Raw genomic sequence first — 18,723 nt, 5'->3', positions numbered from 1 at the left:
CGCCGGGCGGGCTTCGGGGGCGGTTCACCCCGGGGTGGGCGCGGCGCCCGCGCCCGGTTGACCGGGGGGTGCGGTAGCGGCTCCCGGGACGGGGCGGATCGTCCGATCGGATGACGGGCGGGTCCGCCGGGCGTGCGGCGAGGGAGGGACGGCGGGGGGACCGCCCGGCCCGGCGGGCCGGAGCAGGATGGGGTCATGAACCCGCACGACCGACTGCTGCTCGATGCCGCCGAGGCCGGGGACACGGAGGCGGTGCGTACCGCGCTCGCCGCCGGTGCCGCTCCCGAGACCCGTGACGAGGACCTCCGTACGCCACTGCTGCTGGCGGTGCTCGGCGACCACGTCGCCGTCGCCGAGGTCCTGGTGGCCGCCGGCGCCGACCCCGACGCCCCCGACTCCCGCGAGGACAGCCCCTGGCTGGTCGCCGGCGTGACCGGGAGCGTCCGTATGATGCGGGCCCTGCTCCCGGCCGGGCCCGACCTGACGCGGCGCAACCGGTTCGGCGGGGTCTGCCTGATCCCGGCCGCCGAACGCGGGCACGTCGGCTACGTGCGGGCGGTGCTGGCGGAGACGGACGTCGACGTCGACCACGTCAACCGGCTCGGCTGGACGGCGCTGCTGGAGGCGGTCATCCTCGGCGACGGCGGCGACCGCCACGAGGAGGTCGTCCGGCTGCTGCTGGGCGCCGGGGCGGACCCGTGGCTCGGGGACTCCGCGGGGGTGACGGCGTACGAGCACGCCGTACGGCGCGGCTTCACCGGGCAGGCCCGGCTGCTGCGCGCGGCCCAGGAGGCGACGCGCCCCGAGGCCCGCGCCGGACCCGAGGACCGCCCCGGACGCGAGGGCCGGGGTACGCGGTAAGCCCCCGGACCCGGGCACGGCGGGAAGGCCGGCGCGGAGCGGGGCGGGCCGGTGGGCGCGGGTTCTGCTCTTCGTGGAGTCGGCCGTCGCCGCGCTGGTGGTCATCGCCGTCCTGTGGCCGGCGCGACGCACGGGCCCGGTCAGCCGCCCTTGAGCCGGCGGTTGACCTCCTCGCCGATCTTGCGGTTGAGTTCGGCCAGCTGCTCGGGGGTGTAGGCGGTGAGGTCCCCGAGGTCCGGTGGGTTGGCCCGGGGTTTGTCCTTCTGCTTCTGGTCCTCGCGCCGTTTGAGCTCCTGCTCCTCCGGCGAGCCGGGCGCCGCGTACGCGCACCGGATCAGTGCGCCGTCCGCCGCCGTCAGGCAGGTCGCCTCGCGGCCCGCGACCTGGCCCCGGCCCACCACCCGGTAGCGGATGTCCTGTTCGCTGCCGATGGTGGCGGTCCAGGTGGTACCGCCGGTGGGGACGACCTCGAAGACCTGGTCGTCGTTGTAGCAGCAGACGTCCCGGTACTCGGCTTTGATCAGCGCGACGATCGCCTTCGGCGAGGACCAGGTCGGGTCGAGCCGGTGGACGGTCAGGGGGGCCAGGGCGGTGCCCCCGTGGCGGGCCGGCACGGTCGAGACGGCGACGACGGAGCTGGCCTCGCCCTGGGGGGTGAGGGGGGTGACGTAGGCGCTGCGTCCGCTGGAGTCGCCGTAGCGGAGGGTGAACTCCGAGTCGTTGCCGTCGTTCGCGCCGTCCTCCGAGGCGTCCCAGCCGCTGCGTTCGAACCACCAGTCGGCGAAGCCGCCGACGGCGGCGACCGATTCCCGCTGCCGGGCGGCGAGGCTCAGGGGGTAGGAGGGGCCGGGGACCTCCTCCGTGTCGGTGGTGAAGGTGATCTTTCCCGTGCGGCCGTCGTAGAGCGCGACTCCGGCGGGGCGTTCCGTCACGACCAGGAGCCCGGTCTGGCGTTTGAGGGGCACGACCACGACGGGAGTGTCGCCCGAGCAGGTCACGTAGGCGTCGTCGGCCTCGAAGCGGACCCAGCGCTTCTGTTCGGAGATCTTCCGGCCCAGGTTGTGGCCGAACCAGCCGCTGATGCGGGCGTCCGCCACGTCCACGTCGAACGAACAGCGCTGCTGCGAGCGGCTGGTGCCGCCGAGCGGGACGTCCTGCACGAGCCCCACCTCGTACCCGGACAGCCAGCCGCTGCGCTCGACGAGGGTGGCGAACCGGTCCGAGTCCGGCAGGTAGGTGATGTCGGCGATCTCACCGGTGACGTCGCCCAGGTGCGGGGCGGCCTGCGCCTTCCCGACGAGATAGGGCGAGCGGGGCGCCAGTTCGGGCACGGCTTCCGTCACCACCCGCGTCGCCTGCATGTAGGAGCGGTCCTGCAGGTACGCGCCGTAGATCAGCCAGGCGACGGCGAGCGCGAGCCCGGCGACGGCCCCCAGGCAGCCGAGGGCCCCCGCCACGCCGCCCGATCCGGCGGCGGCCTTGCCGCGCCGCCGGCGCACGAGCCACCGCACGCACCACACCAGCGCGAAGAACGCCGCGGCCAGCAGCGGCAGGGCCAGCCAGGCGAGGAGCTTGCGCAGCTCCCACACCAGGACGGTGCTGTAGTACGGGGCGTACAGCGGGGCGCCGGCCACGAGGACCACGAAACCCACCGGTATGCCGATCTTCAGTGCCCGACCCATCAGCGCCTCCACCGACCCCGTGGTCCAGGTCGATTGTGGGGTGTGCGGCGCACCCTGTCACGGCCCCGCGGGAGCCGTGACGGCGACGAGCTCGACCTCGAAGCCGTCGGCGTTCTCCAGGTAGGCGGCGTAGGTCCGTTCGCCTCCGGCGTGCGGGTGGCGCTCGGGGAACATCAGGGTCCAGCCGTGCCGCCCGGCCCGGCGGGCCAGGTCCTCCACGGCGTGGTGGTCCGTGACGTGGAACGCCAGGTGGTTCAGCCCCGGCCGGCAGCGGTCGTGCCGCCCCGCGGTGAGGGCGGGGGACTGTTCGAAGACCAGGTAGGCCGTGCCGAGCCGCCAGCTCCGGCCGCCGTCCCAGCTCTGGAAGGGCTCGTAGCCCATGGCCTCCAGCAGCCATCCGAAGGAGCCCGCGGCCCGTTCCAGGTCGGGCACCCAGATCTCGACGTGGTGCAGCGCCCCGTGCCGCGGGCCGGTCCCGCCGGTGCCGGCTGCCGCATGGGGTGGGGGTTCCTCGGTCATGGGGGTCATCCTCGGCCCTGGGGCGGGCCCCGGACCACTCGGGGTGCCGCTACGGCCGGGTGGGCGGCTCCGTGAAGCGGGCGCGGGGCGAGGTGTCGCGCAGCCGGCGGTCGAGGAGGACCACGGAGGTGAATCCCGCGGCTCGCGCCGGGCCGCCGTCTTCGATCCCGGACAGCAGGCCCGCCAGGCCCCGTTCATGGGTGGCGAAGACACGGGGGGAGGCCAGGCGCCGGCGGGCGCGCTGGCCCGAGAGGGCCTCTCGGGCCCCGACGTCGAGGAGGACCATGTGCGCCTGCCGCCCCGCCCGGCCGGCGCTGTGGGCGAGCCAGCGGCGCAGCCAGGTGCGGGTGCCGCAGTCGTGGAGGAGCAGCGGGCCGGGGTCGCGCATCGCCCTGCGTATGCCGCGCATGTGGTGCAGCCGCGCCAGGGGGCGGTACGCGCCGTAGGGGAGCCAGGCGGGCATGCGCGCCTCGCAGGCGGCGCGCGTGGCCCGCGGGTCCAGGACGGTTCCGTGACCGGCCCAGGCGCGCAGCAGGGTGCTCTTGCCGCTGCCCGGGAGACCGGCTATGACGACCACCGCGTCCCGCGGGTAGGACAGGGATATGCCCGCGTCGTCCCGGCCCCGCAGGTCGACGACGCCCCGTGGGGTGAGGGGCGGGACGGCCCGGCATCCGGGATCCACGGCGGAGTTCGTGTTCTTCACGTCCGGGCCGGCCTCGGACACAGCGGACCGCACATCTCGTTTCGACTCCAGGCTCAGGGGGTGGGCGTCAGGCCCCGGCACGTCGGGCGACGGCCGCCACCTCGGCGGCGTGCGGCCTCCTCGACCCTATCCGTCCGCCGTCCGACACCATCGCGCACGCCCTCCACAAGGGAGGGTCATGGAAATGTCTAGATTGGGCAATATGCAATGTCCTTCCCGGTTTCAGGGGTGATGGAACGTCAGAGTGTGGCCTGCCCGGCCCGCGCCGGGAGCAGTTCGGAGCCCGTCCGGCCCGTAAGGGGTGCGGCCGTGCCGACCGTTGAAGGAGCCACCCGTATGTCCGCTTCCCTCGCCACCCGCCGCACCGTCGCCGCCCTCCTGGCCGTCGGCGCCCTGATCGGCGCCGCCACGGTGCCGGCCGCCGCCGACGACCACCGGCACGACCGGCACGGCGCGCACTCCGCCGTCGTCATCGGCGACGTCGAGAACGCCGGCCGCGGACGGGACAACCGCGCCCTGAACGGCGAGTGGGTCGAGGTCAAGAACACCGGACGCCACGGCGTCAACCTGCGCGGCTACACGCTGACCGACAAGCAGGGCAACCGCTACCGCTTCGGCGACCTGCGCCTGGACGGCCGCTCCAGCGTCAAGGTCCACACCGGCTCGGGCCGCGACTCCCACCGCGACGTCTACCAGAACCGCCGCCGGCAGATCTGGGACGAGCGCGACACCGCCACCCTGCGCGACGCCCGCGGCAACGTCGTCGACACCGAGTCCTGGGGCCGGCGCGGACACCACCACCACGGCTGATCCGCTCCCGGTGGCACGGCCCGGCCCACCCCCGCACGGGCCGCGCCACCGGTCGACCACGGCGTGCCCCGGCGAACCGGCCGGGGCACGCCGTGCCCGTGCCCGGGGTTCGTACCCTGGAGGCATGCGCATGCGCCCCACCCTGGACTGGACCCCCGCCGAGGACCTTCCGCCGGGCACCACCGACCTGCGGCCGGTCACCGACGCCCTGCGCGCCGGCGGTGTGCTGGTGCTCAGCGGGGCGGGGATCTCCACCGAGTCGGGCATCCCCGACTACCGCGGCGAGGGCGGGAGCCTGAGCCGGCACACGCCGATGACGTACCAAGAGTTCACCGCCGACGCCGGGGCCCGGCAGCGGTACTGGGCGCGCGGCCACCTGGGCTGGCGCACCTTCGGCCGGGCCCGGCCCAATGCCGGGCACCGGGCCGTCGCCGCGTTCGCGCGCCACGGCCTGCTCTCGGGTGTGATCACCCAGAACGTCGACGGCCTGCACCAGGCGGCCGGCAGCCAGGACGTGGTGGAGCTGCACGGGAGCCTGGAGCGGGTCGTCTGCCTCTCCTGCGGCGCCCTCAGCCCGCGCCGTGAGCTGGCGCGGCGGCTGGAGGAGGCCAACGCCGGCTTCCAGCCCGTGGCGGCCGGGCTCAACCCGGACGGTGACGCGGACCTCACCCGGGAGCAGGTCGGGGACTTCCGCGTGGTGCCCTGCGCGGCCTGCGGGGGCGTCCTCAAGCCCGATGTGGTGTTCTTCGGCGAGTCCGTGCCGCCGCGGCGCGTCGAGCACTGCCGCACGCTGGTCCGCGAGGCGGCCTCCCTGCTGGTCCTGGGGTCCTCGCTGACGGTGATGTCGGGGCTCCGGTTCGTCCGGCAGGCGGCGGAGGCGGGGAAGCCGGTGCTGATCGTCAACCGGGACCGGACCCGGGGCGACCTGCAGGCGGTCACCCGGGTCGCGCTGCCCCTCGGGGCGGCCCTGACCACGGTGGCCGGCCGGCTGGGCGTCCCGGTCGACGGCCCGCCGGCGGACTGACCGGGGTCATCCGCCTCCGGCCGGCCCGCCGGTCAGCGGGGTGCCGCAACCGGAGCAGAAGCGGGCGTCGACCTCGATCGCGTGCCGGTGGCAGTGGGCGCAGACGAGGTGGAGGGCGCACGTCGGGGGCGGCTCGGCGAGGGCGGCCACGGGGGGCTCGGCAGGGAGGGCCGTGGCGGCTGGCGCGATGCTCATCCCCCGGCGCCTGCGGTGGACGGTGAGCACGACCAGCCCCTGGGGGCCGGCCAGCAGCGCCCGGACGGCGCCGCGCGGCAGCAGCCCCAGGAATCCCGGGGAGAGGTGGGACTGCTCACCGTCCAGGGTCAGGACGCCCGTGCCCGCCACGACGACCATCACGACGTCGACGGCGTTCTCGGTGGAGGGCGCCCCCCCGGTCCCGGGCAGATGCCGCACGAGGTTGGCGTCGAGCTGCCGCCCGGCCCCCCGCAGCCGCCACAACGCCCCGCCCTGCCCCTCGGCAGCCGCCGCGAGCAGCCCCGCGACGGTCGCGGTCTGCGGCGTGTGCTCCCCCTCCGCCAAGGCGTCCCTCCCTGTCCGGCCGGTGTTCCAGCCCTCATGATCCCGCACCGGCGGACCGGCGCGGGACCGGGAAGGCGGTTCAGCGGCCCTGGAGGGTCCTGACGTTGTCGCCGAACGTCCAGCCGCGGGAGCCGTCCCAGTTGAGGGACCAGGTCATCAGGCCCTTGAGCCGGCCCCCGTAGGAGTTCCACGCCTGGGAGACGAGGGCGGGGGCCATGTAGCCGCCGCCGGCGCCCGGTTGGGCGGGAAGTCCGGGTACCTGCTTGTCGTAGGGCACCCGGACCGTTGTGTTCTGGACGACCAGCCCGCGGTCGAGGCAGTCCGTCTGCGCCTTGAAGCCCGCGACGGTGCCCGCCTCGTAGGAGTCCCCGCGGCAGCCGTACATGCTGCCGTTGTAGTACTGCATGTTCAGCCACCACAGGCGGCCGTTGTCCGCGTACTTCTTGACGACGGGCAGGTAGGCGCCCCAGATGGAGCCGTACGCCACGCTGCCGCCGGTGACGTAGGCGGTCTCGGGGGCCATCGTGAGGCCGAAGCCCTCCGGCATCCGGGCGAGGACGCCGTCGATGATGCGGATCAGGTTCGCCTGGGACGGGGAGAGCTGTGTGATGCTCCCCGACCCGACGAGACCGGTCTCGATGTCGATGTCGATCCCGTCGAAGTTGTACTTCTTGAGGAGGGGGACGATCGTCTCCACGAACCGGTCGGCGACGGCGGTGGAGCCGAGGTCGATGCCGGCCGCGGCGCCGCCGATGGACATCAGCACGGTGAGGCCGTCCTGTTTGGCCTGGCACATCTCGGCGGGGGTCGGGACCTTGACCGTGCTGTCCATCCCGTCCTCCCACAGGACGGTGCCGTCCGAACGGATCACGGGGAAGGCCGCGTTGACCACGTTGTAGCCGTGGCTCCGGATGCGGGCGTCGGTGAGGGGGATCCAGCCGAGGGGCGGGTGGACGCCGTTGGCGGCGCCGTCCCAGTTCTCCCAGTAGCCCTGGAGGACCTTGCCGGAGGGCTTCGGCCGGAGGGCGCAGGTGTCGGGTGCGAGCGGGCCGGGGGGCGACGGGGCGGCCGCCGCGGCCGGCAACGGGCTCAGCAGGGTCGCGGCGAGGGCGAGTCCGAGTCCGAGGAGGCGGATGGTCCGACGGGGCATGGGTGTGCTCCCTTCGCGCCCGCCCCGCCGGGGTGGGCGGGCAGGCGGGCAGGCCGGAGTGACCGGGAGGGTGACGCGCTCCACGGTGAGTTGGTCCAGACCATCTGTCAAGGGTGTCGGCAGGGCGGTCAGGCGGGCTCCGCCAGGAAGGCGGCGACCTCGGCCGCGAACGGCTCGGCCGCGTCGTGGTGCACGACGTGGCCGGCGGCCAGCTCCACCAGGCGGACCCGGCCGCCCCGGCGGGCGGTCATGTCCCGGGCGTGGCCGGCCGTCAGCTCGTCGCTGCGCGTGCCCCGGACCAGGAGGGTGGGGCAGGCCACGGCCGTCCAGTCCGCCCAGTGGTCGCCGTTCAGGGCCTTCTGGGAGGCCACGGTGTCCTCCGTGCGGAACGAGAAGCCCCAGTCCCGCTCCCGTTGCCGGAACGAGCACTCCAGGTAGGGCGCGGCCGCGCCCAGCGCCTCGGCCAGGGCCCGGCGCGTCGGGGCGGTGACCGGAAGGCGCGTGGTGAACGACCAGTCGCAGTCCACGACCGCGCCGATGTCCTCGACGATCAGTCTGGCGACCCTGTCGGGGTGCCGGCCGGCGAACTGGTAGGCGTTGACCCCGCCCAGGGAGTGGCCGAGGACCGGTACCGGGCCGGTCCCCAGATGCCGGTGGAAGGCGAGGAGGTCGGCCGTGTAGTCGTCCCGCCCGTAGCGGGGGGCGGGGTCGGACTCTCCGTGCCCGCGCTGGTCGAGCGCGACCACCCGCCACCGTGGCGCCAGCGCCCGCGCGAGCGGGGCGAAGGCCGAGGCCTCGTTGTAGTGCCCGTGCAGCGCCACGAGGGGCTCCCCCGGGCCGCCGAAGTCCAGGTACGACAGCCGCCGCTCGTCCGCCGTGAAGTATCCGCGCATGCGGGGATGTTAAGAGGTCGCACTGACATTCGACCGCCGCCCGGACCGGGACGGGCGGGCTTCCCGGGGCTCAGGCCGCCGGGGTGCCCTGGTGGAAGTACATCCGCCAGCCCGTCTCCGTCAGCCGCCACACCGAACTGCGCCAGGCCCGGCGGCCCTGCTGGTCGGACAGGTAGGTCAGGTGGACGACGCCCGGAGCCAGCACGGTCCCGGACATGGCGCTGACCTCCACCGGGGACTCCGGGGTCACCGAGCCGCCGCTCGTCACCGCGAGGATCGTCTCGGCGTCCCAGCGTCGTCCGGAGGCCCCGATCTCGTTGAACTCCGGGTCCAGGAGCTCAAGGACCCGGTCCGGGGACATCCGTACGCCGGGGTCGAGCAGCCGCAGCTCCGCGTCGACGGCCGCCTGCACGGCCCGTTCGTTCTCGTCCGTCATACGGGAACCCTACGGGCCGCCTCCGCGCGGGGCACAGCGGGTTTCCGCGGGGTCAGGAGACGAGGGGGCCGGCCTCCGCCTCGGTCAGCCTGACCGTGCACAGCCCGCCGCGCTCGGTCTTCACCTCGGTCACCTTGAGCTGGGTCCCGGGGGCGAGGATGTACTCCTCCTCGCCGGTGAAGGCGGAGAAGCTGCGGATCCCCACCGCGCGGGCGGGGGCCACCTCGAAGAGGGTCCGCTTGCCGCGGCTGCCCAGGAAGGAACGGGCCACGCTCAGCTCCGAGGTGCACGAGGAGACGCCCCACCAGGTCACCGTCCCCCCGACCGGGTACTGGGCGCGCAGGTCCAGCGACACGCCGCGCCACAGCGGCCGGGTGTGGGCGGGCAGTTCCGAGACCGCGGAGAACAGCAGCCGGAGGTAGGGGAGATAGGGCGTCAGCCTGGTGCGGTCAGGGGAGCGCAGAACGGCGTTGATCTCCCGGTAGAAGGCGGACTCGCAGGTGTAGAGGTAGAGCGCGGCGATCGCGTCGGCGGACGGGCGGCCCGCGCCGCCCGCCGCGTCCGCCCGCCGCTTGCCGAACTCGTGGGAACGGTCGATGTGCCTGCCGAGACCCGGCAGCACGTCGGCGACCGGTGCGAGGGCCGTCCGGAAGTCCGCCGCCGGGGTGTCGAACACACCGGTGATCGCCGGGAGGACCAGCCCCTCGTCCTTGACGCTGGTGAGCCGCTCCAGGTACAGCTGGTGCAGTTCCATCGTCGAGGCGATGAAGGCCCCCATGCGGGCCGCGACGTCGCCGTCCGCGCCCTCGGACGCGGTGCCCGCGGCGTCCTGGTTCCAGCCGGTGCTCGGCAGCCAGTCGACCGGCTCGGCGCCCAGGGACGCGAGGGCGTCGTTCACCGTGGCGAAGTGGTCCCCCTCGCAGAAGATGTCGCCCTGGGCCGCGGGGTTGGCGTGGTCGATGTGCCGGACCTCGACGTCGGGGTACTTCTCCTGCAGGCGCAGGACGACCTTCTTCAGGCTGCGGGCGTGCGCCCCCCACCAGGCGAAGACGACACTGCGGTCCTCCTCGTCGGCGTCCTGCTTGGCCTTGAGGATCTCCTCGACGATCCGTTCGGCGACGGGCCGCCAGAAGGCGGTGTGCCGGTCGGCTCCCATCGCGCCGTCGGCGCTGGCGGTGAGCGCGGCGTTCAGCAGGAGGACGCCCTGGGTGAGCATCGCCTGGAACCACTCCGGCGGCTGGACCGTGTCCCGCTCCTTGAGCAGGGCGCGGACGTCGGCGATCGGGGTCTTCTTGACGATGCCGTACTTCCACATCGCGGCCGCCTTGATGATGCAGCGGATGCTGACGACCCGGCCGAACTGGCTGTCCTTCCAGTCGTTGAAGGTGTTGTCGAACATGGCGATACCGGTGGCGCTCTCCGGCCGCGGATAGGGGTTCTGGCCGAAGACGACGACCTTCCACTTGTGCGGCGGGTGGGGCTTGAGGGCCTGGAAGGTCAGCTCGCGGACCGGGACGACCTCCGGGCTGCGGCCCTGGCCGATGAACCGGGCGGCGTCCGGCTGCGCCTCGATGACGGGCTTCAGCAGCGGGAGCCAGGGCTCACCGCCGCCCTTGAAGAGTTCGGTCAGCCGCAGCGGGTCGCCCGCGTCGGGCTGGGGCGGGGTGGCGGTGTCGTTGCTCATGGGGGAAGGGCTCCCGGGCGTCGTGCTGGTGGGGTGCGGGGGGCCGGCGTGCCCGCCGGCGGGGTGGGCGCCGTCAGCGGCGAAAGGAATGCCCTTTCGGTGGCACGATCCGCACCCGCTCGGCGGCCGGCGCGTCCTCGATCCCGTCCAGCTGGGCGGTGATCGTGGCGCGCAGCTCGTCGTCGTCCTGGAACCAGTGGTCGTGGAAGAGGGTGTAGCCGGTCCACATCAGGTTGGCGCAGACGCGGGCGGGGACCCGGCCGGTCTGCGCGCCCATCCCGACCAGCGCCACCGACCGGATGCTGCCCGGCGCCAGCCGGTTCTGCCGGTGCACGGCCTGGAAGGCGGCGGCGCAGGCCAGGGCCACGTTCAGCGTGTCCCTCACGTTCTGCGAGGACTCCACCATCGTCGGCGTCGATATCAGGTACCGGGGGACGCCCGCCCCCGACGGGACGCAGACCGCGCTGCCGACGGGCAGCGTCCCGGCGAACCGGTCCCGGATCGCCCGCTGCACGCGCAGCTGGATGCCGGCTCCGAGGTGCCGCCTGATGGCCGCGTCGACCCCGCCGTCCATCCGGCCCCGGGAGTTGGTCGGGGTGACCCAGGCGTCGACGTCCTCGTCGAGGATCGAGCCCCGGCGGATCTCGATCCCGGGGGTGTCCGCGAACGCCGTCCGCCATGCCTGGACCACTCGCTCGTTGACGTCGGTCAGTACCACCCTGAGCACGGGCTGCACACGGTTGTCGGTCATCGTCCACTCCTGTCGGGAAACGGCCCTTCCAATACCTCCGACGCTAACGGCGGCCACTGACAACGCGGCTGCGGGAAGGCGGCGATGACCTGCCGTCACAGTTCGGAGGATTCCGTGAAGGCCGCGTGATGCCGCACGGGCCGGGCGGGCGGCGGCCGCCACACTGGGGGCGTGAGGATCGCCATCATGACGGCCGGGTCGCGCGGGGACGTCGCACCGTACACGGGTCTGGGAGCCGGACTGGTCCGGGCCGGACACGAGGTCACCCTGCTGAGCCACGGCCTTTTCGAACCGCTCGTGGCCGGGTCGGGAGTGCGCTTCCGGGCCGTTCCCGGCGACCCGGAGGCCGAGTTGCACTCGGCGCGCGGGCGGGGGCTGCACCGCAGCCGGACCGGGGCGGTGAAACTGCTGCGCGCCGTGGCGCTGGCGAGGAGGATCGCGCCCTCGATGACCCCCGCGATGGTGCGCGAGGCGCGCGGGGCGGACGTCGTGCTGGCCGGCGGAACGGTCGCCCCGCTCGCCCACGCCGTCGCGCAGGGGCTGTCCCGGCCCAGCATGGGCCTCTTCCTGCAACCCCTGCACGGAACCCGCGCGTTCCCGCCACCGATGCTCGGCACCCGCTCCCTGGGCCCGCTGGGCAACCGGCTCGGCGGTGACGCCGTCACCGCGGCCGTCGACCACGTCTTCACCCGGGCGGCGCGGACGCTGGCCGCCGAGCACGGCCTCCGCGTGCCCCGGCTGCCCTCGGCCCGCCGCGCGCGCGAGCGGCAGGGCTGGCCCGTCTGGCACGGCTTCAGCGAAGTGGTGGTGCCCAGGCCCCGCGACTGGCGCCCCGGCCTGGAGGTCGCCGGCTACTGGTGGCCGCACGAAACCACCGGCGAACTCCCTCCGGAACTCGTGGACTTCCTCGACTCGGGTCCCGCCCCGGTGTACGTGGGCCTGGGGAGCGCCACCACCCCCGACCCCCTGCGGGTCAGTGCCCGGGTCGTCGGCGCCCTGCGCGCGGCCGGCCTGCGCGGCGTGATCCAGCGGGGCTGGGCGGGGCTGTCGGCCGCGGGCCGGGACGACTTGATCACCATCGGCGAGGTCCCGCACTCCCTGCTCTTCCCGCGCATGGCGGCCGTCGTCCACCACGCGGGAGCCGGCACGACCGGCGCGGCCCTGCGCGCGGGCGTCCCCTCCGTCCCCGTCCCCGTGCAGTTCGACGCCCACTTCTGGGCGGCGCGCCTGGTGGCACTGGGCACCGCCCCAGGGGTCGTGCCCCTGCGCCGGCTCGACTCCGCCACCCTCGGCTCCGCGCTCCGGCAGGCCGTCACCGATCCCTCCTACGGGGAGCGCGCCCGGGACATCGCCCGACGGCTCGCGGCGGAGGACGGTGTGGCCCGGGTCGCCGCCGCGCTCGAACGGGTGGCGGCACGGTACTGACCTCGACCGCTACAGCGGTTTCCTGTCCTTCGTGTAGCGGCCCAGCCCCAAGGAGAACCCGATGAGCACCTCGACCATGACACGGCTCGCCCTCGCCGTGGCGGCCACGACCCTCTTCGCGGTGACGACGGCGACCGCGGCGACCGCGGCGACCGGTGCCGGTGCCGTCGCCCCGGGTCCGGAGCCCAAAGCCCCGCAGGAGTTCGTCGCGCTGGACTCCGTCGACCCCACGATCATCCAGGAGATGCGCTACCCGTCGGCGCACAACTTCGTCGGCGAGCGCATCGACGGCTACCGGCAGCCGGTCTGCATCCTGACGCGGCCGGCGGCCGAGGCCCTGCACCGGGCCCAGGCGCGGCTCCTGCGCCAGGGGTACTCGCTCAAGGTGTACGACTGCTACCGGCCCCAGCGCGCCGTCGACCACTTCGTGCGGTGGGCCAAGGACCTCGCGGACGAGCGGATGAAGGCGGAGTTCTATCCGCGGGTCGACAAGTCCCGCCTGTTCGAGGACGGCTACATCGCGGAGAAGTCCGGGCACAGCCGCGGCAGCACCATGGACCTCACGATCGTGGCGCTTCCGGCGCTCCCCGCGCCCCCGCCGCCGCCGGGGCAGGAGTCCGTCCCCTGCTACGCGCCCCAGGCGGAGCGGTATCCCGACAACTCGGTGGACATGGGGACGGGGTTCGACTGCTTCGACACGCTGTCGCACACCGACGATCCGCGCGTCCAGGGGACCCAGCGCGCGCACCGCCTGCTGCTGCGGACGGCGCTGGCCGCCCAGGGATTCGTCAACCTGCCCGAGGAGTGGTGGCACTTCACGTACAAGCCCGAGCCGTTCCCCGACAGCTACTTCGACTTCCCCGTCGCGCGCCGGTCGGTCTCCGGGCACCGCCCCTGACGGGCGGGCCCGCCGCGAACCGCGTCCTCACGCGGACTCCCCCGAAGGGCCTATCGCCCCGGCCGGGCCGAACCAGCGGGTGAGCGTGTCGGCGAGACCGGCGCCGCCGGCCCAGCAGACGTATCCATCGGGGCGGACGAGTACCGCCTCGGCGTCGATGCCGCCCTTCTCCGCCCGGGCCCGCACCCGGACGATCCGGTCCTTCCAGGGGGCCGCGGCGTCGAGCGCGGTGTCGGACAGCTCCAGCAGGACGCCGCGGCCGCCGCGCGTCAGGTCGCTGAAGCGGACCTGTTCGCCCTCGTCCGTGGTGAGGTCGAGGTCGGGCATGCGCAGGCCCAGCAGCGGGTGTTCGGCGGCGTCGGGAGAGGGGAGACGGAGGTCGAGTCCGGCCATCACGCCGGCCATGTAGCGGTTGGCCTCGGGCACGCGGAGCAGGTCGGTGAGCACGTCGCGCAGCTCGCCCAGCCCGCCCTCGCGCTGCGGGCCCATGACGACGCCCTGGGCCCGGGTGAGGGCGAGCACCCGGGCCGCGACCGGGTGCCGCTCGGTCTGGTAGGTGTCCAGCAGTTCCTCGGCCGCCTCGCCGCGCAGGACCGCGGCGAGCTTCCAGCCCAGGTTGAACGCGTCCTGGACGCCCAGATTGAGCCCCTGGCCACCGGCCGGGGAGTGGATGTGGGCGGAGTCCCCGGCGAAGAACACCCGGCCGTGGCGGTACTGCTCCAGCTGCCGGCTCGCGTCGCTGAACCGGGAGGAGTAGCGGATCTCGGCCACGTCGAGGGACCCGCCGTGGGTGGCGCGCAGCACCTCGCGGACCTCCTCGGCGGTCACGGGGGCGTCGCGCTCGGCCAGCGCGGTCCGCGGCCCGCTGAAGATGAGCTTGTGGAGCCCGTTGGCCAGGGGCGTGACCATGGCGAAGTGGCCGTCGGGTGAGGTGTGGATCCGCGAGCTGATGTGTCCGGTGGTGCTTTCGTCGATCTCGCCGGTGAGCACCAGATCGGCGGTGGCCATGCGGACGGTGGCGGCCTGGCCGGGGAACGCGGCCCCGACGATCTTGCGCACGCTGCTGTGGGCGCCGTCGCAGGCGACGAGGAAGCGGCCCCGGAGGGAGCGCTCGCCGTCGGGCGTGGCCACCGTGACCGTGACCCCGTCGGCGTCCTGGCGCAGTCCGGTCAGCTCGTGCCGCCTGAGGACCCGGCCGCCGAGCTCGGCGAGGCGGTCCTCGAGGACCGCTTCGAGCTGGTCCTGCGGGAGCAGGACGGGGTGCGGGTAGCGGGTGTCCCACGCCGCGTAGTCCAGCGGGACGGGAAGTCCGGCGAAGTGGCCGCCGACCAGCCGGTAGTCGATGGACCGCCCGAGGGCGTCGTCCAGCAGGCCGCGCAGCGCGAGCAGCTCCGCGGTCCGGGGCTGGACCGCCCCGGCGCGGGACTGGAGGTTGCGGCCGGGCATCCGGTCCAGCACGACCGCGGGGACGCCCGCGAGGGCGAGCTCGGTGGCGAGCGTGAGCCCGGCGCCGCCGGCCCCTACGACGATGACACCGGTGACCTGCGTGTTCATGGAGCCTCCCAGGACGCTTCCTTCACTTGGTAGAGAACTATACCAGGTGCAACTTTCTCCTGGGTACCCCTTTCTGCTTTATCGTGTGCGCATGACTGAGCCCCTCGGACTGCGCGAGCGCAAGAAGCAGAAGACCCGGCAGACGATCTTCGAAGCGGCCCTGCACCTGTTCCTGACCCGCGGGTTCGACGAGGTGTCGATCGTGGAGATCGCCGAGGCGGCCGAGGTTTCCAAGCGCACGCTGTTCACGTACTTCCCGACCAAGGAGGATCTGGTCCTGCACGTGTTCGCCGACCACGAGGACGAGTCGGCCCGCGTGGTCCGCGGCCGCCCGGCCGGCACGGCCCCGCTCGACGCCCTGCACGCGCACGAACTCGACGCCCTGGCGCGCCGCGACCCGGTCACCGGGCTCACCTCCGACCCGGAGGCCGTGGCCTTCGCCCGACTGCTCAGCACGACGGCGAGCCTCAGCGAGCGGCTGATGCGCTACGCGGGGCGCAGCATCGACGCCCTGGCGCGGGCGCTGGAGGAGTCCGGGGCGGACGAGCTGACCGCGCGGCTCGCCGCGGCGCAGGTCGTCACCACCCTGCGGGTCCTCGCCGACCGCAACAGCGAGCAGGTCCAGGCCGGCCGCCCCGCCGACGAGGTCTACCCGGAGGCCGTCGCCGCCGCCGACCAGGCCTTCCGCCTCCTCGGCTCAGGCCTGGCCGCGGCCCTCCCGGCCTGACTCACCCGGCCGCGCGGCCGGTCGGACGCGACGGGGGCGCCCTGCGGCGGTCTCGCCCGAGGGGCGGGTCGTCGGACGGGGCCAGGCCCAGCATGTCGAGCAGGGTCCGCAGGTCCTCACTGTCGGTGGCGCGGGCGGCGACGGCGCGGCGGGCCGCGGCCCGGTCCGCGGAGCCGGTGCGCGCCAGCAGGGACGGTTCCTCGCAGGCGAAGGGGTCCTTCATCCCACCGATGCCACCACCGCCCCGGCCGGTCCGCAGCCGAGGTTGCTCCATCAGGCCCCGCGCCGGCCTCCGCGCCGGGCGGCGCCTCAGCCCTTCGCCGAGGGGCCCGGAGGGGCGCCGAGGGCGGCTCTGACCAGGCGGGTCACCCCCGCCGTGGCGGTGCGCAGGTCCGCGCCGGGGCCGGATTCGGCGGCGAGGGCGTCGAAGGTCTCGAAGGAGGTGAGGACGGTGAGGACGGCGGCCGCGTCCTCGGGGACCCCGGTGAGGCGGGCGGTGAGCACTCCGGCGCCCTGGCGGCGGCGGGCGTCCCGGTCGGCGATCACCCGGCCCACCTCCTCGTCCAGGGCGGCGAGCGCGCGCAGCCGCCGCGTGCACACCCGGTCCACCGCCCAGAACCCGCCGAGGACCGCGACGAACCGGTCCACCGCCGCCCACGGGTCGGCGAGGGTGAACACCTCGGCCAGCCGGTCCATCCCGCCCTCGGCGGCCAGGGCGTCACAGACCGCCTCCAGCAGGCCGGTCTTGTTGCCGAACTGGTAGTACACGGTGGCCCGCGCGACGTCCGCCCGGCGGGCCACCGCGTCCAGCGAGAGGGCGCCGGTCTCGCCGAGCTGGCCTCGGGCGGCGGCCACGATCCGCGCCCGCGTCTCCTCCACGTCCGCCTGCCGCTGTCCCATCCGGTAGGCCCGGGGGCTCATCGCACTCGCCTCCACTTCGTCCGCCCGCCGGCGGCTCGGCGTTCCCGGAGGGGCGGTCGGCCGGCGGGCCCTGTGTGAACAGGCAGTATCGCCGACGGCGGGATCAGAGCATGACGCGGCCGCCGCTGACGTCGAGGGTCTGGCCGGTGATCCAGGAGGAGGCGGAGGAGGCCAGGAAGAGCGTGGCCGAGGCGATGTCCGCCGGTTCGCCGAGGCGGCCGAGGGGGTGGGCGGCCGCGACGGTCCGCTGGACGTCCACCGGCATGCGGGCGGCCGTCCGCTCGGTCCGGACGGCGCCGGGTGCCAGCGCGTTGACCCGGATGCCGCTGCCCGCGACCTCCAGGGCGAGGTGGCGGGTGAACATCAGCACCCCCGCCTTGGCGGCGGCGTACGCGGCCGAGGCGCCGCCGGGCAGCCGGCCGGCCGTCGAGGCCATGGTGACCACCGAGCCGGTGCCGCGCCCGACCAGCCGTGGCAGGAAGGCGGAGACGGTCAGGAAGGTGGCCGTGAGGTTGGCGTCCACCACCGAACGCCAGTGCTCCGCGGTCTCCCGGACGGTGGGCACCGGAGCGCCGTCGCCGCCCGCGAACGCCGCCAGGACGTCCGCCGGGCCCAGGGCGTCCTCGATCGCGGCCGCCGCGCGGGCGAGCGCGGCGGCGTCGGTGCAGTCGGCGGTGACGGCGCGGGCCTCGGCGCCCAGGGAGCGCAGCTCGTCGGCCACGGCGGCGAGGGCCGCCGCGTCCCGGCCGAGGACGGCCACGGCGGCACCCTGACGGGCGAAGGCGCGGGCGGTCTCCGCGCCGATGCCGCGGCTGCCGCCGGTGATCACGACGACCCGGCCGGCCAGGTCGGGGTAGCGGGCGGGGTGGGGGGCGGTGCGGTGGGATTCCATGGCGACCCTCTCTCCTTCGTGCCGTGCGGTGTGGTTCACTTGGCTTCAGTTTCAGTCATACCGCCTGTCTGACTGAATTGCCACAGGCGAAGCACGACGGACCGAGGAGGAGCGGGATGGAAGCGATGAAGGTCGCCGTTGTGGGTGCGGCGGGGCGAACCGGACGGCTGGTCGCCGAGGGCGCCCTGGCGGCGGGCCACACGGTGACGGCCGTCGTGCGCGACCCGAGCCGGCTGCCCGTGTTCGCCCACGGGGCGGTGCGGGCGGTGACGGCCGACGTCCGGGAACCCGGGAGCCTGCGCGGCGCGTTCGAAGGGCACGACGTGCTCGTCTCGGCGCTCGGCACGGGCGGCGGCCGGGGGCCCACCACCGTCTTCTCCGCCGGCGCGCGGGAGGTGGTCGCCGCCTGCGCCGCCCAGGGGGTGGGGCATGTGCTGGCGATGTCCTCGGCGGGCCTGGAGAGCGGCCATCTGCCGTGGGCCCAGCGGGTGGTGACGCGCCTGGTGGTGGACCGGGTGTACCGGGAGATCCACCGGGACCTGGCCCGGATGGAGGAGCTGCTGGCCGGCTCCCCGGTGCCGTGGACCGTGGTGCGCGTACCCCTGCTGAAGGACGGGCCGCCCTCGGCGGAACCCCGGGTCGGCTACGACGCTCCGCTGCCACGGGCGGGTACCGCGAACCGGGCCACGGTGGCGGCCTGGATCGTCGCCCGTCTCGGTGACCCGGTGGTCTTCCGCCGCCGGGTGACGCTCGCCGACGGCTGACCCGGCCGGCGGCGGAGGGGGCTACGTACGGGCGGGAGCGGGGGCCGGGGCCTGTTCGGGGTCGTTGAGCTCGGCGATCAGGGCGTTGCGGCCGACCAGCATCTCCGTGAGGATCCGGCGCGCGGCGCGCAGGAGTTCGGCTACGTCGCCGCCGGCGAGGGCGTAGGTGACGGTCGATCCCTCACGCGTGGAGACGACGATGCCCGAGCGGCGCAGGACGCCGAGCTGCTGCGAGAGGTTGGAGGCCTCGACGTCGATCTCGGCGAGCAGGTCCCGTACGGGCATCGGGCCGTCCTGGAGGAGCTCCAGCACGCGGATGCGGACCGGGTGGCCGAGCATCCGGAAGAACTCGGCCTTGGCCTGGTACAGCGGGACCTGCATGCCCACCACGCTCCTGTTCCTCCTCGAACGGGGTCCGTCCCGGGCGGGGACCACGCCCTCCCACCATCGTCGCGTCCGGTCGGCCCACGCGGAACCGATGTTGACCGG

Annotated in this window: 21 protein-coding genes; 7 read left to right on the top strand and 14 right to left on the bottom strand. The window is 74.5% G+C overall.

Going from position 1 to position 18,723, the window contains the following annotated elements; translation table 11 throughout:
- Positions 1–195 precede the first annotated feature (195 nt).
- The gene (locus ACFY0O_RS13625; protein ID WP_388946615.1) at positions 196–861 is read left to right on the top strand and encodes an ankyrin repeat domain-containing protein; all 666 of its coding nucleotides are present in this window, start codon (positions 196–198) and stop codon (positions 859–861) included.
- A 140-nt stretch (positions 862–1,001) separates the two neighbouring features.
- On the opposite strand, the gene ACFY0O_RS13620 is transcribed toward ACFY0O_RS13625, so the two are convergent.
- Genes ACFY0O_RS13620 through ACFY0O_RS13610 form a run of 3 tightly spaced genes read right to left on the bottom strand, consistent with a single transcriptional unit; the run spans position 1,002 to position 3,765 of the window.
- Entirely contained in the window at positions 1,002–2,543 is a 1,542-nt protein-coding gene (locus tag ACFY0O_RS13620; protein WP_388946613.1) for a hypothetical protein, read from the bottom strand.
- A gap of 57 nt (positions 2,544–2,600) precedes the next feature.
- The gene (locus tag ACFY0O_RS13615; protein ID WP_358893973.1) at positions 2,601–3,062 is read right to left on the bottom strand and encodes a VOC family protein; all 462 of its coding nucleotides are present in this window, start codon (positions 3,060–3,062) and stop codon (positions 2,601–2,603) included.
- Positions 3,063–3,111: 49 nt separating this feature from the next.
- A complete protein-coding gene (locus tag ACFY0O_RS13610; protein WP_388946611.1) occupies positions 3,112–3,765 on the bottom strand; it encodes an AAA family ATPase in 654 nt (217 codons plus the stop codon).
- A 336-nt stretch (positions 3,766–4,101) separates the two neighbouring features.
- Here ACFY0O_RS13610 and ACFY0O_RS13605 point away from each other — a divergent pair, with 336 nt between their 5' ends.
- Both ACFY0O_RS13605 and ACFY0O_RS13600 read left to right on the top strand, forming a co-directional pair.
- Positions 4,102–4,575, top strand: a complete 474-nt coding sequence (locus tag ACFY0O_RS13605) for a lamin tail domain-containing protein (protein WP_388946609.1) — start codon at positions 4,102–4,104, stop codon at positions 4,573–4,575.
- A 124-nt stretch (positions 4,576–4,699) separates the two neighbouring features.
- Positions 4,700–5,599, top strand: a complete 900-nt coding sequence (locus ACFY0O_RS13600) for an NAD-dependent protein deacetylase (protein WP_388946607.1) — start codon at positions 4,700–4,702, stop codon at positions 5,597–5,599.
- A gap of 6 nt (positions 5,600–5,605) precedes the next feature.
- On the opposite strand, the gene ACFY0O_RS13595 is transcribed toward ACFY0O_RS13600, so the two are convergent.
- From ACFY0O_RS13595 to ACFY0O_RS13570, 6 genes are all read right to left on the bottom strand, one after another.
- Positions 5,606–6,139: a hypothetical protein gene (locus ACFY0O_RS13595; protein ID WP_388946606.1), complete on the bottom strand. Its 534-nt coding sequence runs from the start codon at positions 6,137–6,139 to the stop codon at positions 5,606–5,608.
- A 79-nt stretch (positions 6,140–6,218) separates the two neighbouring features.
- Positions 6,219–7,289: a chitinase gene (locus ACFY0O_RS13590; RefSeq protein WP_388946605.1), complete on the bottom strand. Its 1,071-nt coding sequence runs from the start codon at positions 7,287–7,289 to the stop codon at positions 6,219–6,221.
- A gap of 128 nt (positions 7,290–7,417) precedes the next feature.
- On the bottom strand, positions 7,418–8,182 hold the full coding sequence (locus tag ACFY0O_RS13585) for an alpha/beta fold hydrolase (RefSeq protein ID WP_388946603.1): 765 nt from the start codon (positions 8,180–8,182) through the stop codon (positions 7,418–7,420).
- A 70-nt stretch (positions 8,183–8,252) separates the two neighbouring features.
- Complete coding sequence (locus tag ACFY0O_RS13580; protein WP_388946600.1) at positions 8,253–8,618, bottom strand: DUF4440 domain-containing protein; 366 nt, start codon at positions 8,616–8,618, stop codon at positions 8,253–8,255.
- Positions 8,619–8,670: 52 nt separating this feature from the next.
- Positions 8,671–10,302 carry an ADP-ribosyltransferase domain-containing protein gene (locus tag ACFY0O_RS13575; RefSeq protein ID WP_388946597.1) on the bottom strand — a complete coding sequence of 544 codons (1,632 nt, stop codon included), beginning with the start codon at positions 10,300–10,302 and terminating at the stop codon, positions 8,671–8,673.
- Positions 10,303–10,375: 73 nt separating this feature from the next.
- Positions 10,376–11,053, bottom strand: a complete 678-nt coding sequence (locus ACFY0O_RS13570; protein WP_388946594.1) for a macro domain-containing protein — start codon at positions 11,051–11,053, stop codon at positions 10,376–10,378.
- A 186-nt stretch (positions 11,054–11,239) separates the two neighbouring features.
- Between ACFY0O_RS13570 and ACFY0O_RS13565 the strand changes: the two genes are divergently transcribed.
- The gene (locus ACFY0O_RS13565) at positions 11,240–12,478 is read left to right on the top strand and encodes a glycosyltransferase (RefSeq protein ID WP_388946732.1); all 1,239 of its coding nucleotides are present in this window, start codon (positions 11,240–11,242) and stop codon (positions 12,476–12,478) included.
- Positions 12,479–12,539: 61 nt separating this feature from the next.
- Positions 12,540–13,376 carry a M15 family metallopeptidase gene (locus ACFY0O_RS13560; protein ID WP_388946591.1) on the top strand — a complete coding sequence of 279 codons (837 nt, stop codon included), beginning with the start codon at positions 12,540–12,542 and terminating at the stop codon, positions 13,374–13,376.
- Between the two features lie 27 nt (positions 13,377–13,403).
- Here the strand turns inward: ACFY0O_RS13560 and ACFY0O_RS13555 are convergent, their stop codons facing one another.
- The gene (locus tag ACFY0O_RS13555) at positions 13,404–14,930 is read right to left on the bottom strand and encodes an FAD-dependent monooxygenase (protein WP_388946588.1); all 1,527 of its coding nucleotides are present in this window, start codon (positions 14,928–14,930) and stop codon (positions 13,404–13,406) included.
- 91 nt (positions 14,931–15,021) lie between these two features.
- On the opposite strand from ACFY0O_RS13555, the gene ACFY0O_RS13550 reads away from it, so the two are divergent.
- On the top strand, positions 15,022–15,657 hold the full coding sequence (locus tag ACFY0O_RS13550; RefSeq protein ID WP_388946585.1) for a TetR/AcrR family transcriptional regulator: 636 nt from the start codon (positions 15,022–15,024) through the stop codon (positions 15,655–15,657).
- Position 15,658: 1 nt separating this feature from the next.
- Here the strand turns inward: ACFY0O_RS13550 and ACFY0O_RS13545 are convergent, their stop codons facing one another.
- The 3 genes from ACFY0O_RS13545 to ACFY0O_RS13535 all read right to left on the bottom strand — a co-directional run bounded on the left by ACFY0O_RS13545 (position 15,659) and on the right by ACFY0O_RS13535 (position 17,470).
- Positions 15,659–15,880, bottom strand: coding sequence for a hypothetical protein (locus tag ACFY0O_RS13545; RefSeq protein ID WP_388946582.1), 222 nt, complete (start codon positions 15,878–15,880; stop codon positions 15,659–15,661).
- Positions 15,881–15,966: 86 nt separating this feature from the next.
- A complete protein-coding gene (locus tag ACFY0O_RS13540; protein WP_388946579.1) occupies positions 15,967–16,578 on the bottom strand; it encodes a TetR/AcrR family transcriptional regulator in 612 nt (203 codons plus the stop codon).
- A gap of 103 nt (positions 16,579–16,681) precedes the next feature.
- Positions 16,682–17,470 carry an SDR family NAD(P)-dependent oxidoreductase gene (locus ACFY0O_RS13535; protein WP_388946576.1) on the bottom strand — a complete coding sequence of 263 codons (789 nt, stop codon included), beginning with the start codon at positions 17,468–17,470 and terminating at the stop codon, positions 16,682–16,684.
- 116 nt (positions 17,471–17,586) lie between these two features.
- Here ACFY0O_RS13535 and ACFY0O_RS13530 point away from each other — a divergent pair, with 116 nt between their 5' ends.
- Complete coding sequence (locus ACFY0O_RS13530) at positions 17,587–18,234, top strand: NAD(P)-dependent oxidoreductase (RefSeq protein WP_388946574.1); 648 nt, start codon at positions 17,587–17,589, stop codon at positions 18,232–18,234.
- Between the two features lie 21 nt (positions 18,235–18,255).
- Here ACFY0O_RS13530 and ACFY0O_RS13525 read toward each other — a convergent pair whose 3' ends face one another.
- Positions 18,256–18,615 (bottom strand): metalloregulator ArsR/SmtB family transcription factor, encoded by a 360-nt coding sequence (locus ACFY0O_RS13525; RefSeq protein ID WP_358894008.1) that lies wholly within the window; start codon positions 18,613–18,615, stop codon positions 18,256–18,258.
- Positions 18,616–18,723 lie beyond the last annotated feature (108 nt).

This window comes from Streptomyces sp. NPDC001594 (genome assembly GCF_042893675.1).
Taxonomy (GTDB): domain Bacteria; phylum Actinomycetota; class Actinomycetes; order Streptomycetales; family Streptomycetaceae; genus Streptomyces.
Note: the sequence above shows the minus strand (reverse complement) of the source record. Positions and strands in the feature narration are given on the sequence as shown.

What these genes read in the sequence shown, in the direction of transcription:
- ACFY0O_RS13625 (WP_388946615.1), top strand. Translation starts at nt 196, where the DNA reads ATGAACCCGCACGACCGACTGCTGCTCGATGCCGCCGAGGCCGGGGAC.
- ACFY0O_RS13620 (WP_388946613.1), bottom strand. Translation starts at nt 2,543, where the DNA reads ATGGGTCGGGCACTGAAGATCGGCATACCGGTGGGTTTCGTGGTCCTC.
- ACFY0O_RS13615 (WP_358893973.1), bottom strand. Translation starts at nt 3,062, where the DNA reads ATGACCGAGGAACCCCCACCCCATGCGGCAGCCGGCACCGGCGGGACC.
- ACFY0O_RS13605 (WP_388946609.1), top strand. Translation starts at nt 4,102, where the DNA reads ATGTCCGCTTCCCTCGCCACCCGCCGCACCGTCGCCGCCCTCCTGGCC.
- ACFY0O_RS13600 (WP_388946607.1), top strand. Translation starts at nt 4,700, where the DNA reads ATGCGCATGCGCCCCACCCTGGACTGGACCCCCGCCGAGGACCTTCCG.
- ACFY0O_RS13590 (WP_388946605.1), bottom strand. Translation starts at nt 7,289, where the DNA reads ATGCCCCGTCGGACCATCCGCCTCCTCGGACTCGGACTCGCCCTCGCC.
- ACFY0O_RS13585 (WP_388946603.1), bottom strand. Translation starts at nt 8,182, where the DNA reads ATGCGCGGATACTTCACGGCGGACGAGCGGCGGCTGTCGTACCTGGAC.
- ACFY0O_RS13580 (WP_388946600.1), bottom strand. Translation starts at nt 8,618, where the DNA reads ATGACGGACGAGAACGAACGGGCCGTGCAGGCGGCCGTCGACGCGGAG.
- ACFY0O_RS13575 (WP_388946597.1), bottom strand. Translation starts at nt 10,302, where the DNA reads ATGAGCAACGACACCGCCACCCCGCCCCAGCCCGACGCGGGCGACCCG.
- ACFY0O_RS13570 (WP_388946594.1), bottom strand. Translation starts at nt 11,053, where the DNA reads ATGACCGACAACCGTGTGCAGCCCGTGCTCAGGGTGGTACTGACCGAC.
- ACFY0O_RS13565 (WP_388946732.1), top strand. Translation starts at nt 11,240, where the DNA reads ATGACGGCCGGGTCGCGCGGGGACGTCGCACCGTACACGGGTCTGGGA.
- ACFY0O_RS13560 (WP_388946591.1), top strand. Translation starts at nt 12,540, where the DNA reads ATGAGCACCTCGACCATGACACGGCTCGCCCTCGCCGTGGCGGCCACG.
- ACFY0O_RS13555 (WP_388946588.1), bottom strand. Translation starts at nt 14,930, where the DNA reads ATGAACACGCAGGTCACCGGTGTCATCGTCGTAGGGGCCGGCGGCGCC.
- ACFY0O_RS13550 (WP_388946585.1), top strand. Translation starts at nt 15,022, where the DNA reads ATGACTGAGCCCCTCGGACTGCGCGAGCGCAAGAAGCAGAAGACCCGG.
- ACFY0O_RS13545 (WP_388946582.1), bottom strand. Translation starts at nt 15,880, where the DNA reads ATGAAGGACCCCTTCGCCTGCGAGGAACCGTCCCTGCTGGCGCGCACC.
- ACFY0O_RS13540 (WP_388946579.1), bottom strand. Translation starts at nt 16,578, where the DNA reads ATGAGCCCCCGGGCCTACCGGATGGGACAGCGGCAGGCGGACGTGGAG.
- ACFY0O_RS13535 (WP_388946576.1), bottom strand. Translation starts at nt 17,470, where the DNA reads ATGGAATCCCACCGCACCGCCCCCCACCCCGCCCGCTACCCCGACCTG.
- ACFY0O_RS13530 (WP_388946574.1), top strand. Translation starts at nt 17,587, where the DNA reads ATGGAAGCGATGAAGGTCGCCGTTGTGGGTGCGGCGGGGCGAACCGGA.
- ACFY0O_RS13525 (WP_358894008.1), bottom strand. Translation starts at nt 18,615, where the DNA reads ATGCAGGTCCCGCTGTACCAGGCCAAGGCCGAGTTCTTCCGGATGCTC.